Source organism: Magnetospirillum sp. SS-4 (assembly GCF_902729425.1).
GTDB lineage: Bacteria > Pseudomonadota > Alphaproteobacteria > Rhodospirillales > Magnetospirillaceae > Phaeospirillum.
Genome location: NZ_CACVCH010000070.1, coordinates 82,660 through 96,497, shown reverse-complemented (window position 1 = coordinate 96,497; position 13,838 = coordinate 82,660). Strand labels below are relative to the sequence as shown.

The 13,838-nt window shown below is 67.5% G+C and carries 15 protein-coding genes; 5 read left to right on the top strand and 10 right to left on the bottom strand.

From position 1 onward, the window contains the following. Positions 1 to 4: 4 nt before the first annotated feature. The 10 genes from nifV to MTBSS4_RS12535 all read right to left on the bottom strand — a co-directional run bounded on the left by nifV (position 5) and on the right by MTBSS4_RS12535 (position 7,471). Positions 5 to 1,141 carry a homocitrate synthase gene (gene nifV / locus MTBSS4_RS12580; RefSeq protein ID WP_173983751.1) on the bottom strand — a complete coding sequence of 379 codons (1,137 nt, stop codon included), beginning with the start codon at positions 1,139 to 1,141 and terminating at the stop codon, positions 5 to 7. Between the two features lie 10 nt (positions 1,142 to 1,151). Continuing rightward, the gene (locus MTBSS4_RS12575; protein WP_173983750.1) at positions 1,152 to 1,478 is read right to left on the bottom strand and encodes an iron-sulfur cluster assembly accessory protein; all 327 of its coding nucleotides are present in this window, start codon (positions 1,476 to 1,478) and stop codon (positions 1,152 to 1,154) included. Between the two features lie 67 nt (positions 1,479 to 1,545). Beyond that, the gene (locus MTBSS4_RS12570) at positions 1,546 to 2,133 is read right to left on the bottom strand and encodes a nitrogen fixation protein NifQ (RefSeq protein ID WP_173983749.1); all 588 of its coding nucleotides are present in this window, start codon (positions 2,131 to 2,133) and stop codon (positions 1,546 to 1,548) included. A gap of 4 nt (positions 2,134 to 2,137) precedes the next feature. Continuing rightward, positions 2,138 to 2,440, bottom strand: a complete 303-nt coding sequence (gene fdxB, locus MTBSS4_RS12565) for a ferredoxin III, nif-specific (RefSeq protein ID WP_173983748.1) — start codon at positions 2,438 to 2,440, stop codon at positions 2,138 to 2,140. A 19-nt stretch (positions 2,441 to 2,459) separates the two neighbouring features. Next, positions 2,460 to 2,894 (bottom strand): NifX-associated nitrogen fixation protein, encoded by a 435-nt coding sequence (locus MTBSS4_RS12560; RefSeq protein ID WP_173983747.1) that lies wholly within the window; start codon positions 2,892 to 2,894, stop codon positions 2,460 to 2,462. 11 nt (positions 2,895 to 2,905) lie between these two features. Beyond that, positions 2,906 to 3,325, bottom strand: coding sequence for a nitrogen fixation protein NifX (gene nifX / locus MTBSS4_RS12555; RefSeq protein WP_254432527.1), 420 nt, complete (start codon positions 3,323 to 3,325; stop codon positions 2,906 to 2,908). A 49-nt stretch (positions 3,326 to 3,374) separates the two neighbouring features. Further along, positions 3,375 to 4,730 carry a nitrogenase iron-molybdenum cofactor biosynthesis protein NifN gene (gene nifN / locus MTBSS4_RS12550; protein WP_173983745.1) on the bottom strand — a complete coding sequence of 452 codons (1,356 nt, stop codon included), beginning with the start codon at positions 4,728 to 4,730 and terminating at the stop codon, positions 3,375 to 3,377. A gap of 2 nt (positions 4,731 to 4,732) precedes the next feature. Beyond that, positions 4,733 to 6,115, bottom strand: coding sequence for a nitrogenase iron-molybdenum cofactor biosynthesis protein NifE (gene nifE, locus MTBSS4_RS12545; RefSeq protein WP_173983744.1), 1,383 nt, complete (start codon positions 6,113 to 6,115; stop codon positions 4,733 to 4,735). Between the two features lie 160 nt (positions 6,116 to 6,275). Beyond that, positions 6,276 to 6,959: a response regulator gene (locus tag MTBSS4_RS12540; RefSeq protein ID WP_173983743.1), complete on the bottom strand. Its 684-nt coding sequence runs from the start codon at positions 6,957 to 6,959 to the stop codon at positions 6,276 to 6,278. Positions 6,960 to 6,967: 8 nt separating this feature from the next. Continuing rightward, on the bottom strand, positions 6,968 to 7,471 hold the full coding sequence (locus MTBSS4_RS12535; protein WP_173983742.1) for a MarR family winged helix-turn-helix transcriptional regulator: 504 nt from the start codon (positions 7,469 to 7,471) through the stop codon (positions 6,968 to 6,970). Between the two features lie 99 nt (positions 7,472 to 7,570). On the opposite strand from MTBSS4_RS12535, the gene MTBSS4_RS12530 reads away from it, so the two are divergent. From MTBSS4_RS12530 to sucD, 5 genes are all read left to right on the top strand, one after another. Continuing rightward, the gene (locus tag MTBSS4_RS12530; protein WP_173983741.1) at positions 7,571 to 8,443 is read left to right on the top strand and encodes a branched-chain amino acid aminotransferase; all 873 of its coding nucleotides are present in this window, start codon (positions 7,571 to 7,573) and stop codon (positions 8,441 to 8,443) included. Between the two features lie 137 nt (positions 8,444 to 8,580). Further along, a complete protein-coding gene (locus MTBSS4_RS12525) occupies positions 8,581 to 10,287 on the top strand; it encodes a methyl-accepting chemotaxis protein (RefSeq protein ID WP_254432526.1) in 1,707 nt (568 codons plus the stop codon). A 278-nt stretch (positions 10,288 to 10,565) separates the two neighbouring features. After that, on the top strand, positions 10,566 to 11,528 hold the full coding sequence (mdh, locus tag MTBSS4_RS12520) for a malate dehydrogenase (protein ID WP_173983740.1): 963 nt from the start codon (positions 10,566 to 10,568) through the stop codon (positions 11,526 to 11,528). A 75-nt stretch (positions 11,529 to 11,603) separates the two neighbouring features. After that, the gene (gene sucC / locus MTBSS4_RS12515) at positions 11,604 to 12,800 is read left to right on the top strand and encodes an ADP-forming succinate--CoA ligase subunit beta (protein ID WP_173983739.1); all 1,197 of its coding nucleotides are present in this window, start codon (positions 11,604 to 11,606) and stop codon (positions 12,798 to 12,800) included. A 1-nt stretch (position 12,801) separates the two neighbouring features. Next, entirely contained in the window at positions 12,802 to 13,680 is an 879-nt protein-coding gene (gene sucD / locus MTBSS4_RS12510) for a succinate--CoA ligase subunit alpha (RefSeq protein ID WP_173983738.1), read from the top strand. Positions 13,681 to 13,838 lie beyond the last annotated feature (158 nt).

Genomic DNA, 13,838 nt, shown 5'->3' with positions numbered 1-13,838 from the left:
TCCATCAGATCGGGGCGGGCGAGTCGCCGGCTTCGCGGTGAAAGCGGCGGAGATCGTCGGCGGTGGGTGGGGATTTGGTGCGGGCGGCGTGGCCGCGAATCCGGGCCAGCAGGGCGCGGGCCTGGGGGGCCGAGACCGGCAGCCCGATCTCGCGGCAGGCGTGCAGCACCGAGGTCAGCCCGGAATGCTTGCCCAGCACCAGACGGTGGCCGCGCCCCAGCTCGGCCGGGTCCAGCGCCTGATAGGCGCGGCGGTCCTTCAACAGGCCGCTGACGTGGATGCCGGCTTCGTGGGTGAAGATGTTGTCGCCGACGATGCTCTTGTCCACCGGCACCGGCCGGCCCGAGGCGTCGGCCACCAGCCGCGACACATGCCGCAGCGACCGCTTGTCGATGCCGGTCTTCAGGCCGTAGAGGTGGTCCAGCGCCACCGCGACTTCTTCCAGCGGCGCGTTGCCGGCGCGCTCGCCCAGGCCGTTGACGGTGGTGCTGACATGGCTGGCGCCGCCCCTGACCGCCGCCAGGGAATTGGCGGTGGCAAGACCGAGGTCGTCATGGGCGTGAATCTCCAGCTCCATGCCGGTGGCGCCGCGCAACCGGCGGAACAGGTCGAAGGTGGCGAAGGGGTCCATGATTCCCAAGGTGTCGGCGAAGCGGAAGCGGCGGGCTCCCGCCCGCTCGCAGGCCTCGACCACCCGGCACAGGAAGTCGGGATCGGCCCTGGACGAATCCTCGCCCCCCACCAGCACCTCGAAGCCCAGGACGCCGGCCTTGCGGATCATCGGGCCGAGATGGTCCAGCGCCCAGGCGCGGTCACGCCCCAGCTTGGCCGCCAGTTGCACGTCCGAGACCGGCAGCGACAGGTTGACGGTGCCGATTCCGCACCGGGCGGCGGCGGCGAGGTCGGCGTCCACCATGCGGCACCAGGCGATCAGCCGGGCGTTCAGCCCCAATGCCGACACGGCGCGGATGGCGGCCTGCTCGTCGGCGCCCATGGCGGGAATGCCCACCTCGATCTCGGGCACGCCGGCCCCATCCAGGGCGGTGGCGATGGCCAGCTTCTCGTCCAGGCTGAACGCCACGCCGGCGGTCTGCTCGCCATCGCGCAGCGTGGTGTCGTTGATGATGATCGGGGCGGCCATGGCCGTCGCCCTAGCCGCAGCTCTTCATGGCGCAGGAACAGCCGGCGGCGGCCGGCGGCGGCGTGTTGGGATTGTCGAACACGAAGCCCGATCCCATGGAGGACTCGTCCACGTAATCCATGGTCGCGCCGGCCAGCCACAACGCCGAGGCGGGGTCGAGGAACACCTTGATGCCGGCGAAGTCGAGCACCTGATCGTCGCCGCCGGCGGCGTCCTCCAGTCCCATGGAATAGGAAAAGCCGGAACAGCCCTTGTTCACCATGATGCGCAGGCCGGAATATTCGCCCTTGCAGACATCGCGGATGACGGTGACGGCCTTGTCGGTCAGGGTCAGCATGATGGCATCCTCCTTGGCGGAACGGGTCCGTGATTTGGACTTTGCAAGGGGGGTGCCAGATGACAAGTCATTGATTCGCAATGAATCGCCCCTGGGCCAGATCCGACATTGTCGGACTTGCGACAAGCGCCGACCCGTCCTCGGCGCCGAAGCACAGGCCGACGTCGGCGCAGACCTCGCAATTGGGCGACTTGCAGATGGCCACCCCTTCGCGCCGGCAGAGCTGGCGATAGAAGAATTTCTTCCATTTCATGTCGCCGCCGTTCAGTTTGACCAGTCCGGTGAAATGGCGCCGCATCAACGCCGACAGGTCGGCGCGGCTGGTCAGCCCCAGGTCCTGCCACAGATGGTTGGCGCCCAGGGCGCGCCGGGCGATGACGTGGGCCAGCCATTCCTCCTCCACCAGCCCGCGCGAGCGGTGTTCCAGCAGCAGGGAACGCAGATCGGGTTCCTCGGGCGCCAGACAGCCGTCGCCCTCGTCGGCCGACAGTCCGGCCAGCAGCGACGATGATCGAGGAAAGTGTCTTCCGATCAGGGCCGCCAGCGACAGCGCCGACAGCCCCAGGCCGCGGGTCAGCGTCTGGCCGGGGCCGTCGGCCAGCGCGGCGGCGATGGCGCAGGCGAACAGGTGGCGGTCGAACGGGTCGGGTGCCATGGCGCTATGCCGCCGCCAGCTTCTCGTGCGTCTGGGCCTTGGTGCCGCAGACTTGGGCACAGGCGCCGCAGCCGATGCAATCGCCGGCCTTGTCCAGCGTCATCACCTTGCGCTCGATTTCGCCGTCGTCGTCGTCGAACGGGTCGCAGAACTCGCCGTCCTCGTTGATGCCCATCAGCTTCATGACGGCCCGGGCGCAAACCTTGAAGCAGCGGCCGCAGCCGATGCACAGCTCGGCGCTGATGGCGGTCAGGTATTCCGGCACCCAGGGGCTGCCGTCGCGGGTGGCGAACTGGACGAAGGACATGGTTCGGTCTCCTCAATGCTCAGGCGGCGGCGACGTCGGGGAACCTGCCGATGGTGGCGGCGCCGTCCTCGATGATCCTGTCGGCCTTGGCGGCCATGGCCTCGGCCGAGTCGAAGCCGAAGCGGTGCAATTCGCGCAGGTAGGAATTCACCACCACCAGCCGGCCGGTGGTCAGCAGCATGCGGCCCCAGCCCTCGTGATGGATCTTCATGACGGGGGCGCAGGCGCAGCCGGTCCGGGCCTCGATGGCGAAGGCGACGGCGCTGTAGAACAGCTCGACCCGCCACAAGATGTCGGGATCGGGGTCGCCGATCAGCGGAATCTCGCGCCGCTGCTCCCTGGTGACGATGAAGGGCGCCAGGATCTCCCCGTCCGGCATGGTCTCCCAGGCGCCGCTGCCGTCATGGGCGCGGATCAGCCGGACCAGGGTCTTGATGAAGGGATCTGCGGTCATGGGGGCACTCCTCAGTCCTCGTCGTCGATGAAGCGTTCGTCGCCGGCCTCGGAATCGCGCAGGGCCTTGCGCAGCCAGGGCGGCGGATTGCCCTCCAGCATGGCGCGGACCCGCTCGATGACGTCGCCGATGGGCTCGTCGGCCGGCAGCTTGATGGGGTGGACGCGGGCGCGGACCACGCGGGCCGCCGCCGGACCGCCGATGGCGCGGCAGAACAGCAGCGACGAGCCTTCCAGTGCCCCGATCTTGGCCGACAGGCGGTCGTCGCCGTCCTCGGCATGGCGGCCGCTCTGGTCGCTGACGCCGTCGAACTGCACCGCCTCCAGGAAGGTGTGGCCGGTGGGGCCGATGTCGTAGAACATGAAGGTCCGGGCGCTGGCGAAATGGGCGTCGACGCGCTGGCGATCCTGGGTTGCGACGGCGATTCTCATGTGACCTCCCTTGGGTGGCGGCGGACGGCCGCTGTCTGGTCCGGCCGGATCAACCAGCCGCAGCCGCCGCGTGGTCATGGACATGCTCCGTGTCTGGGGCGTGGCCTGGGCTTTCCATCAAGATGTTGCCCAGGCCGGTGATCAGGTCGCGGGTGCCGCCATAGCCGGCGCCGACCATGTGGGCGGCGCCCAGGCGGTCGAACACCGGAAAGCCGGCGCGGAACAGCGGAATGCCGTGCCGGGTCGAGACCTGGCGGGCGTTGGAATTGGCGATGATCAGGTCGCAGCCGCCGGCTTCGAGGATCTGGTCCTCCATGTCCTCGAAATCGCCGACGATGACCCGCTCGGCCGGCAGGTCGGCCAGCAGCGGCTGGGTCCGGGTGGTGACGGCCGCCGCGATGGTGGCGCCCAGGTCGGCGACCAGCCGGCCCATGGTCCAGACCAGCGAGGGCTCGCCCGCGATGGCGATCCGGCGGCCGGCGAAGTAGAAATGGCCGTCCAGCATGGCGTCGACCAGCTGCGACCGGGCGCGGCGCTGGCGGGCCGGCACCGGCACGCCGGCGACGCTGGACAGGCACACCATCAGGCGGTCCACCGCCTCCAGCCCGGTGACCCGGTCCAGCACCACGAAGGGCACCCCGGTCCTGTCCTCCAGGGTCTTTGCGGCGATGCGCATGTGCTCGCCGACGGCGATGGTCAGGCGCGAGCGCCCCATCTCGCCCACATCGGCTGTTCCGGTGCCGCCAAGGGTGGTGGGCATGTAGGACTCCGGGACGTGGCCGTCCAGCGAATCCGACAGGTCGGGCAGCACCACCGCCTCCAACCCGAAGCCGGCGACGATGTCCTTCAGCGCCTCGACGTCGCCGGGGGTGAGGTGGCAGCCGGGCAGCAGGTTGACGCGGTTCAGGGCGGCCTTGCCGCCGGCCGGCCGGACCAGCTGGCGGATGATGGCGGTCACCGCCTTGCCCCAGCCGGTCTCCAGTGAGCCGGCGAAATCGGGGGCGCTGACGTCGATCACCGCGATGTCGGCCAGTTCGCGGTTGCGGGCGCGGATGGCGCGGACGTCGCCTCCCATGTCCTCGCCCCGGGTCTCGGTCAGGGCGGTGGAGATCAGGCCGATCATCTCGGGCCTGGCCCGCCTGGCGATGTTGAGCAGCCCCTGCTCCACCTGGTCCATGCCGCCCAGGATGGTGCTGATCTCGTTCATGGCGGTGGTCTGGAGCGGAATGGCCTCGCGGAAGTGGCGCACCATCATCACCAGGGCGAAGGCGGTGCAGCCCTGGCTGCCGTGGAACATGGGCAGGCATCCCCTCATCCCCATGAAGGCCAGGGCGGCGCCCAGCGGCGCGCTGACCTTGAGCGGGCTGGAGGACAGCGCCTTGTTGTGGTCGATGATCAGGGCCATGGTCAGGACTCCTCCCAGGGCGCCGGGGCGCGCACCCGCGCCCAGATGGGATTGTTGATGGACAGGTCGATCTGGCGCACCAGTTCCACCATGCCGTCATAGGCGGCATAGCCGTGGTGGCGTTCCTGGTTGATGTCGATCCAGGGGGTGCGGGCCTTCAGCGCCACGAATTGCGAACGGCCGCCTGAAAGCATCATGTCGGCCTTGCCGTCCTTGAACATGGCGTACATGTCCCGGGGCGTGATGGCATCGGCCAGCTTGTCCTCGTCGCCGCCCAGCCGTTCCAGCGCCTTGATCCGGTCGGCCTCGGTGGCCTTGCGCACCGACGAGCCCACCACCTCCATCCCCACTTCCTGAAGGGCCTGGATCACCGACCAGCTTTTTACGCCGCCGGTGTAAAGCAGTACCTTGCGGCCGGCCAGGCGGGCCTTGTAGGGCGCGAGCCGTGCCCAGGCGCGGGCCTCCTCTTCGGCGATCAGGTCTTCGGTCCGTTGGATCAAGGTGGACTCGGCGCCGCGCCCGACCAGCATGCGGGCGATGGCCCGCAATGCCTCCGAGGTGTCGGAAATGCCGTAGAACGACCCCTCGAAATAGGGGATGCCCCATTTCTCCTCCATGCGCCGCGCCAGGGTGACCAACGCCTGACTGCACAGCACCATGTTGGCCCTGGCGGTGTGGGCGGCGGCCACGTCGCGGTAGCGGGAATCGCCGGTGATGGAGGCGCGCAGCCGGATGCCGAGCCGGCCCAGCAGCGGCCGGAACTGATCCAGTTCGCCGGCCACGTTGTATTCGCCCAGGATGTTGATGTCGCAGGGACCGGCATCATCGGGCTCCACCGTGCCGATGACGTGCTCGAACAGGGCGTCGCCGCCCAGCCGGTTGCCCAGGTTCTTCGAGCCGGCGAACCCCGGCGCGTTGATGGGAATGACCGGAGTGCCCAGGCGTTGGGCGGCGGCCCGGCAGACCGCGTCGACGTCGTCGCCGATCAGGGCGCCGACACAGGTCTGATAGACGAAGACGGCGGCGGGCTGGTGGCGTTTGATGGCCTGGCGGATGGCCTTGTACAGCTTCCTCTCGCCGCCCTGGACGATGTCCAGATTGCCGAGATCGGTGGTGAAGCCGCGCCGGTACAGGCTTGATCCGCTGCTCCACGAATTGCGGCCGTCCCAGGAATTGCCCTCGCAGGCGATGGGACCGTGGACCAGGTGGACCACGTCGGTGATGGGTTGCAAGGCGATCTTGGCGCCGTCGAAGGCGCAGCCGCCGGCCGCCGCGCCCGGCACCAGCGACGTGCCGCAGCCCTTCCTGCGGTCGGTGTCGGACTTCGCCCGGTTGATGGCGCAGCCCGGCTCGGTCATCAGCTCCTGGATCTTGCGCTTGAGCATGCGACGGTCTCCCGGTGCGGTTCACCGGGACCTTCGCAAGCCCTGTGCCAGGATGCGGAATGGCGGAAACGCTGGATTTGTCTCGTCCGACGCGGCCGATTGTCGGAGTCTCGACATTTCCTTTGTCGGCTCTCCGCCGGTCCGCCCCGGCCGGGAGGGGTCAGTCGGGACGCAGCATGTAACCGACGCCGCGCACCGTCTGGAGATAGCGCGGCAGGCGGGGGTCGTCCTCGATCTTCTTGCGCAGGCGGGTGACCTGGACGTCGACGGTGCGGGGGTTGGCGGAATTGCCGGTGCGCAGCGCCAGTTCGTCGCGGCCGACGCCCTGGCCGGCCACTTCGGCCAGCACCGCCAGCAGGTCGCGCTCCGCCTGGGTCAGGTGCGCCGGCACGCCGCCTTGGCGCAGTTCCGAGCGGTCCATGTCCCAGACGAACGAGCCCAGCCGCAATTCGCGGGCCGGCGGTGGCTCGTCGCGCGGGGCGCGGCGCAGGATGGAGCCGAGGCGCAGCAGCAACTCGCGAGGCTCGAACGGCTTGGACAGATAATCATCGGCGCCGGCCTCCAGCCCCCGGATGCGGTCGTCGACCTCGCCCCTGGCTGTCAGCAGCAGCACCGGCACCCGGTTGCCGTCAGCACGCAGGCTTCGGGTCAGTTGCATCCCGTCCTCGCCCGGCATCATGACGTCGAGCACGATCAGGTCGAAGCTGACCCCGGCCATGCGGGACCGGGCCTCGGCGGCATCGGCGGCGGTGGCGACCAGATAGCCGTTGTCGGACAGGTATTTGCGCAGCAATTCGCGCAGCCGCCGATCGTCGTCCACCACCAGGATGTGGGCGTCGTCCATGTCGGGTCTCATCCGGTCCGGCGGGGAGAGGGACGCGACGGGAAGCGGGCGCGGTCGGCTTCCTCCACCAGGCCCAGCAGCACCTTGCGGAAGCCGTCCACCGCCTCGGCCCCGGCCTCGCGGTAGGTGCGGGCGATGCGGGCGCGCTGGCGCTCGGTCAACTGACGTTCCAGCTCGATGCCCTTTTCGGTCAGTTCCAGCAGCCGCTGGCGGCGGTCGCGCGAGCCGGGACGCTGGATGATGAAGTTCTCGGCCACCAGCTGGCTCAGCACCCGAGACAGGCTCTGCTTGGTGATGCGCAGTATCTCCAGCAGGTCGCTGACCGTGATGCCGGGATGACGGCCGACGAAATAGATGACGCGGTGATGGGCGCGGCCGAAACCGTACTCGGCCAGGATGGCGTCCGGCTCGGCCGTGAAGTCGCGATAGGCGAAGAACAGCAGTTCGATGCCTTGGCGCAGTTCCTCCTCGCGCAGGAAGAGGGGATTGAATCCGGTTTTTATGTCAGTCATATTGACATATATGACCTATAGATGTTACGCCGTGCAAGTGCGAATGGTAATTTTCCGTCGCACCCGCTTTTCCGCCACCCCTTGCGAATGGACATTCCCATGGCAGCCCCTTCCTTCGACGACCGCGACGGCTTCATCTGGTTCGACGGCAAACTGGTCGACTGGCGCGCGGCCGGCATCCATGTGCTGACCCACGGCCTGCATTACGGATCCTGCGTGTTCGAGGGCGAGCGGGTGTACAACGGCAAGGTGTTCAAGCTGCGCGAACATTCGCAGCGCCTGCTGGATTCGGCCAGGATCCTCGGCTTCGAGGTCCCGTTCAGCGTCGAGCAGATCGACCAGGCCACCTTGGACACCATCAAGGCCAACAATATCGTCGACGGCTATGTCCGGCCGGTGGCGTGGCGCGGCAGCGAGATGATGGGCGTCGCCGCCCAGTCGTCGCGCATCCGGGTCGCCATCGCCACCTGGTCGTGGCCCAGCTACTGGAGCCCCGAGGCCCGCATGCGCGGCATCCGCCTCAACATGAGCGAGTGGAAGCGCCCCCATCCCGAGACGGCCCCGACCAACGCCAAGGCGGCGGGACTTTACATGATCTGCACCATGAGCAAGCACAAGGCCGAGGGGGACGGCTACGAGGATTCGCTGATGCTTGACTGGCGCGGCCAAGTCGCCGAGGCGACCGGCGCCAATATCTTTTTCGTGTACGGAAATGAACTCCACACTCCGCTGCCCGATTGCTTCCTCAACGGCATCACCCGCCAGACCGTGATCGATCTCGCCCGGGCGCGTGGAATCAAGGTGGTGGAGCGGGCAATCATGCCTGAAGAAATGATCAATGCCGCCGAATGCTTCCTGACCGGCACCGCCGCCGAGGTGACGCCGGTCCGCGAGATCGGAACCTATACCTTCACCCCCGGCGAGATCACCCGCCAGTTGATCGCTGATTATGACGCCTTGGTAAGGTCTTAAGTAATATCGGCGCGGCGCCCGTTTTTTTTCGCAGGGAAGCGGTTTTCTTTTTCATGGTTTCGTAATAGTCTTCCCGCGGGGTATCTTGGGCGCCGCGGCTTGGCGAAGAGCCGGCCGCCTGGACGGATGGAGTGTCCGTGTCGCACGCATGGCGCAATATGCGGCTGTCCAGCCGCTTCATGATCATCGTCGGATTGGGGGTCGTCGCCCTGATCGCGGCCGTCGTCGTCTCCATCGCCCGCTTCGAGCGCGCCGAGATGGAACGCCAGTTGCAGCAGATGTCGGTCAACGAGATGACCTCGCTGCACGCCCTGATCCAGAACGTCATGGCCAAGCGGCCCGAGGACGGCGACAACATCGGCATCGCCGTCTTCAACAACTGGTTCGACAGCCGCAACATCCACTATCCCGGCAAGGTGTGGAGCGCCTGGGGGCCGAAGGTCGTCGCCTACATGAAGGACGCCGAGCCCGACCGCGCCCCCAAGCTGCCCAAGGACGACATCGACAACGAGGCGGTGGCGACCAAGGTCGCGGTCGGCCGCTTCGTCGACGGCTTCTATCGCTATTCGCTGCCCATCGTGCTGGGCGTCACCGAGGGCGCCAAGGACGAGGTCTGCCACGCCTGCCATGGCGCCATGGATATGAAGGACGGCGACGTCATCGCCGTGCTGTCGTCGTCGCTGTCCACCGACGAGACCGAGGCCCGCCTCAACACCGTGCTGATCTGGCTGATGGCCGGCGGCGTTCTCGCCACCATCGTCGCGGTGCTGGGCGTGCGCGCCATCCTCAAGCGGATCATCGCCGATCCCATCGAAGACATGACCCACCGCATGAACAACCTCGCCCAGGGCGATGTGTCGGTGAGCGTGCCGGAACTCGACCGCCGGGACGAGATCGGCGACATCGCCCGCGCCGTGCAGGTGTTCAAGGACAACACCGTCGCCAAGCAGCAGATGGAGGTCGAGGCCCGCGCCAGCACCGCCGCCCGCGAGGCGCGCATGCGCCGCCTGGAGGACCTGATCGCCAATTTCGACCGGACGGTGACGACGGTGCTCGATGCCGTCGCCTCGTCGGCGCTTCGGATGACCGGGGCGGCGCGCGGCATGGTGGATTCCGCCGACCACGCCCTTGACCGGGCCAACGCCGCCGCCAACCAGGCCAGCGAGGCCAATCAGAACGTCCGCATGGTCGCCGCCGCCGCCGACAAGCTGACCTCCTCCATCAGCGAGATCGCCCGGCAGGTGGGCCGCTCCAACGAGGTGGCCGCCTCGGCCACCAAGGAGGCCGCCTCGGTCAATACCCGCGTCCAGGGGCTGGCCGGCGCCGCCGAGAAGATCGGCGAGATCATCGAGATGATCACCGGCATCGCCGAGCAGACCAATCTGCTGGCGCTGAACGCCACCGTCGAGGCCGCCCGCGCCGGCGAGGCGGGCAAGGGCTTCGCCGTGGTCGCCTCCGAGGTCAAGAATCTGGCCCGCCAGACCGTCGGGGCCACCGAGGACATCTCGGCCCAGGTTTCCACCATCCAGCAGCAGACCGATCTGACGGTCCGCGCCATCCGCGGCATCGGCACCACCATTTCGTCCATGGACGGCATTTCCACCACCATCGCCACGGCGGTGGAGGAGCAGGGCGCATCCACCCAGGAGATCGCCCGCAATATCGACGACGCCGCCACCGGCACCAATTTCGTGTTCGAGACCATTTCCGGCGTGTCGGAAACCATCCAGGAAACCGACCGCGCCGCCCGCGACGTGCTTGGCGCCGTCGAGGCGTTGCAGCAGCAGGCCGGAACCCTGCGGGCCGAGGTCGACCGCTTCCTGAACGGGATCAGGGAGGCGTAGCCTCCCGCGCCCCCTCCCTTCGGGTGGGGCAAATCCCATTCCGGGTAGGTTTTCCTTGAGCGAGTCCAGGGGCTTAAACTTCCGGTCGGACCACTCTGGGCGCAAGTCGTGGGAAACGCCGACTTTTTTACCGGGGGCGCGTTGCGTCCGTTGCATGCCAATCCGCTTGCCCTTGGGCGAGAATCGGGTTACCTAAGCCCCCCATGGCCTTGGGCCTGCGTCATTGCGGCCCACCCGTTCGTCCAGAACTCATCTCACCGTTCGAGGGAACCCCATCCATGGCACGCAAGAAGATCGCTCTCGTAGGGTCCGGCAATATCGGCGGCACTCTCGCCCACCTGATCGGCCTCAAGGAACTGGGCGATGTCGTCATGTTCGACATCGCCGAGGGCATCCCTCAGGGCAAGGGGCTCGACATCCTGCAATCGACCCCGGTCGAGGGATGCGACGCCCGCTATTCCGGCGCCAACGACTACTCCGCCATCAAGGGCGCCGACGTGGTCATCGTCACCGCCGGCGTGCCGCGCAAGCCCGGCATGAGCCGCGACGATCTGGTTGGCATCAACCTCAAGGTGATGGAAGCCGTCGGCAAGGGCATCAAGGAAAACTGCCCCGGCGCCTTCGTGATCTGCATCACCAATCCGCTGGACGTGATGGTCTGGGCGCTGCAGCACTTCTCGGGCGTTCCCGCCAACATGATCGTCGGCATGGCCGGCGTGCTGGATTCGGCCCGCTTCCGCACCTTCCTGTGCGAGGAGTTCAATGTTTCGGTCGAGGACGTCACCGCCTTCGTGCTGGGCGGCCATGGCGACACCATGGTGCCGCTGGTCCGCTATTCCACCGTCGCCGGCATTCCGCTGCCCGACCTGGTGAAGATGGGCTGGACCACCCAGGAGAAGCTGGACAAGATCGTGCAGCGCACCCGTGACGGCGGCGCCGAGATCGTCAACCTGCTGAAGACCGGCTCGGCCTATTACGCTCCCGCCGCCTCCGGCGTCCAGATGGCCGAAGCCTTCCTGAAGGACAAGAAGCGCGTGCTGCCCGTCGCCACCCTGGTCAAGGCCGGCACCTACGGCCAGCCCGACGACGTGTTCGTCGGCGTGCCGGTGGTGATCGGCGACAAGGGCGTCGAGCGCATCGTCGAGATCGCGCTGGATGCCGAGGAGCAGGCCGCCTTCAACAAGTCCGCCGATGCCGTCCGTGGCCTGGTCAAGGTCGCCAAGGGCCTGATGGGCCAGTAAGCCAGGCATCCGAGGAACAACAGGCGGGCCGCGTCAGGCGGCCCGCCGGTCTACGCGAAAGGGGAAGCGAATCCCATGAATATCCATGAGTATCAGGCCAAGCAGCTGCTGGCCAAGTACGGCGTCGCCGTGCTGAAGGGCGGCGTCGCCTACACCGCCGCCGAGGCCATCCAGGTGGCCAAGGAACTGGGCGGCCCGGTGTGGGTGGTCAAGTCGCAGATTCACGCCGGCGGCCGTGGCAAGGGCAAGTTCAAGGACGATCCCTCGGGCAAGGGCGGCGTCCGCGTCGTCAAGTCGGTCGAGGATGTCGGCGCCAATGCCGAGGACATGATCGGCAAGGTGCTGGTCACCGCCCAGACCGGCCCGGCCGGCAAGGAGGTCAAGCGCGTCTACATCGAGCAGGGCTGCGACATCAAGCGCGAGCTGTACCTGTCCATGCTGATCGACCGCGCCACTTGCCGCGTCACCATCGTCGCCTCCACCGAGGGCGGCATGGAGATCGAGGAGGTCGCCCATAGCCATCCCGAGAAGATCCTGAAGGTCGCCATCGATCCGGTCGAGGGCTTCCAGCAGTATCACGGCCGCAACATCGCGTTCGGCCTGGGGCTGGAGGGCAAGCAGGTCAACACCGCCGTGAAGTTCATCGGCGGCCTGTACAAGGCCTTCATGGACCTGGATTGCTCGATCGTCGAGATCAATCCGCTGGTGGTCACCGGCGCCGGCGAGATCATCGCGCTGGACGCCAAGGTTAACTTCGACGACAACGCCCTGTTCCGTCACAAGGACATCGAGGAACTGAGGGACGAGTCCGAGGAAGACCCGGCCGAGCTGGAGGCCGCCCGCCACTCGCTCAATTACATCAAGCTGGACGGCCAGATCGGCTGCATGGTCAACGGCGCCGGTCTCGCCATGGCCACCATGGACATCATCAAGCTGTACGGCTCCGAGCCGGCCAACTTCCTCGATGTCGGCGGCGGCGCCACCAAGGAGCGCGTCACCACCGCCTTCAAGCTGATCCTCTCGGACCCCAACGTCGAGGGCATCCTGGTCAATATCTTCGGCGGCATCATGCGTTGCGACGTCATTGCCGAGGGCGTCGTCGCCGCCGCCCGCGAAGTCAGCCTGAACGTTCCGCTGGTGGTCCGCCTCGAAGGCACCAACGTGGAACTGGGCAAGAAGATCATGGCCCAATCGGGCCTGCCCATCATTGCCGCCGACAATCTCGCCGATGCCGCCGAGAAGGTGGTGAAGGCCGTCAAGGAGGCTGCATAACATGGCCGTTCTCGTTAATTCCAACACGAAGGTGATCTGCCAGGGCTTCACCGGAGCCCAGGGCACCTTCCATTCCGAGCAGGCCATCGCCTACGGCACCAAGATGGTCGGCGGCGTCACCCCCGGCAAGGGCGGCACCACCCATCTCGACCTGCCGGTGTTCAACACCGTCGCCGAGGCCAAGGCCAGGACCGGCGCCAACGCCACCGTGATCTACGTGCCGCCGCCGTTCGCCGCCGACGCCATCCTGGAGGCCATCGACGCCGAGCTGGAACTGGCGGTCTGCATCACCGAGGGGATTCCGGTGGCCGACATGCTGGCGGTCAAGCGGGCGCTCCAGGGCTCCAAGACCCGCCTGATCGGGCCGAACTGCCCGGGCGTCATCACTCCTGGAGAGTGCAAGATCGGCATCATGCCGGGCCATATCCACATGCGCGGCAAGATCGGCATCGTGTCGCGGTCGGGCACCCTGACCTACGAGGCGGTCGCCCAGACCACCGCCACCGGCCTGGGCCAGACCACCTGCATCGGCATCGGCGGTGACCCCATCAACGGCACCAACTTCGTCGATTCGCTGGAGCTGTTCCTGGCCGATCCCGAGACCCAGGCGATCATCATGATCGGCGAGATCGGCGGCGACGCCGAGGTCCAGGGCGCGGAACTGCTGAAGCGCTCCAAGGTCAAGAAGCCGACGGTGGGCTTCATCGCCGGCCGCACCGCCCCGCCCGGCCGTCGCATGGGCCATGCCGGCGCGGTGATCTCGGGCGGCAACGATACCGCCGACTTCAAGGTCGAGGCCCTGAAGTCCGCCGGCATCGCCGTCGCCGACTCGCCGGCCTCGCTGGGCTCGACCATGGTCGAGCTGCTGAAGAAGGGCTGATCGGGACAACAAGGTCCGGCACGCCGCCGGGGTGCCGGACCACCCCCGCTCTTGCATAACAAGAAGAAACGTTGTTTGCGCCGTCAACGATGCGGCGCCCGGCGGCGCCGCCCCGGCCCCAAAACGAAAGGGACGCGGGCAAGAACCTGCGTCGAGCA

What these genes read in the sequence shown, in the direction of transcription:
- MTBSS4_RS12570 (WP_173983749.1), bottom strand. Translation starts at nt 2,133, where the DNA reads ATGGCACCCGACCCGTTCGACCGCCACCTGTTCGCCTGCGCCATCGCC.
- nifX (WP_254432527.1), bottom strand. Translation starts at nt 3,325, where the DNA reads ATGAGAATCGCCGTCGCAACCCAGGATCGCCAGCGCGTCGACGCCCAT.
- MTBSS4_RS12540 (WP_173983743.1), bottom strand. Translation starts at nt 6,959, where the DNA reads ATGGACGACGCCCACATCCTGGTGGTGGACGACGATCGGCGGCTGCGC.
- MTBSS4_RS12560 (WP_173983747.1), bottom strand. Translation starts at nt 2,894, where the DNA reads ATGACCGCAGATCCCTTCATCAAGACCCTGGTCCGGCTGATCCGCGCC.
- MTBSS4_RS12530 (WP_173983741.1), top strand. Translation starts at nt 7,571, where the DNA reads ATGGCAGCCCCTTCCTTCGACGACCGCGACGGCTTCATCTGGTTCGAC.
- nifV (WP_173983751.1), bottom strand. Translation starts at nt 1,141, where the DNA reads ATGGCCGCCCCGATCATCATCAACGACACCACGCTGCGCGATGGCGAG.
- sucC (WP_173983739.1), top strand. Translation starts at nt 11,604, where the DNA reads ATGAATATCCATGAGTATCAGGCCAAGCAGCTGCTGGCCAAGTACGGC.
- nifN (WP_173983745.1), bottom strand. Translation starts at nt 4,730, where the DNA reads ATGGCCCTGATCATCGACCACAACAAGGCGCTGTCCTCCAGCCCGCTC.
- sucD (WP_173983738.1), top strand. Translation starts at nt 12,802, where the DNA reads ATGGCCGTTCTCGTTAATTCCAACACGAAGGTGATCTGCCAGGGCTTC.
- MTBSS4_RS12535 (WP_173983742.1), bottom strand. Translation starts at nt 7,471, where the DNA reads ATGACTGACATAAAAACCGGATTCAATCCCCTCTTCCTGCGCGAGGAG.
- MTBSS4_RS12575 (WP_173983750.1), bottom strand. Translation starts at nt 1,478, where the DNA reads ATGCTGACCCTGACCGACAAGGCCGTCACCGTCATCCGCGATGTCTGC.
- nifE (WP_173983744.1), bottom strand. Translation starts at nt 6,115, where the DNA reads ATGCTCAAGCGCAAGATCCAGGAGCTGATGACCGAGCCGGGCTGCGCC.
- fdxB (WP_173983748.1), bottom strand. Translation starts at nt 2,440, where the DNA reads ATGTCCTTCGTCCAGTTCGCCACCCGCGACGGCAGCCCCTGGGTGCCG.
- mdh (WP_173983740.1), top strand. Translation starts at nt 10,566, where the DNA reads ATGGCACGCAAGAAGATCGCTCTCGTAGGGTCCGGCAATATCGGCGGC.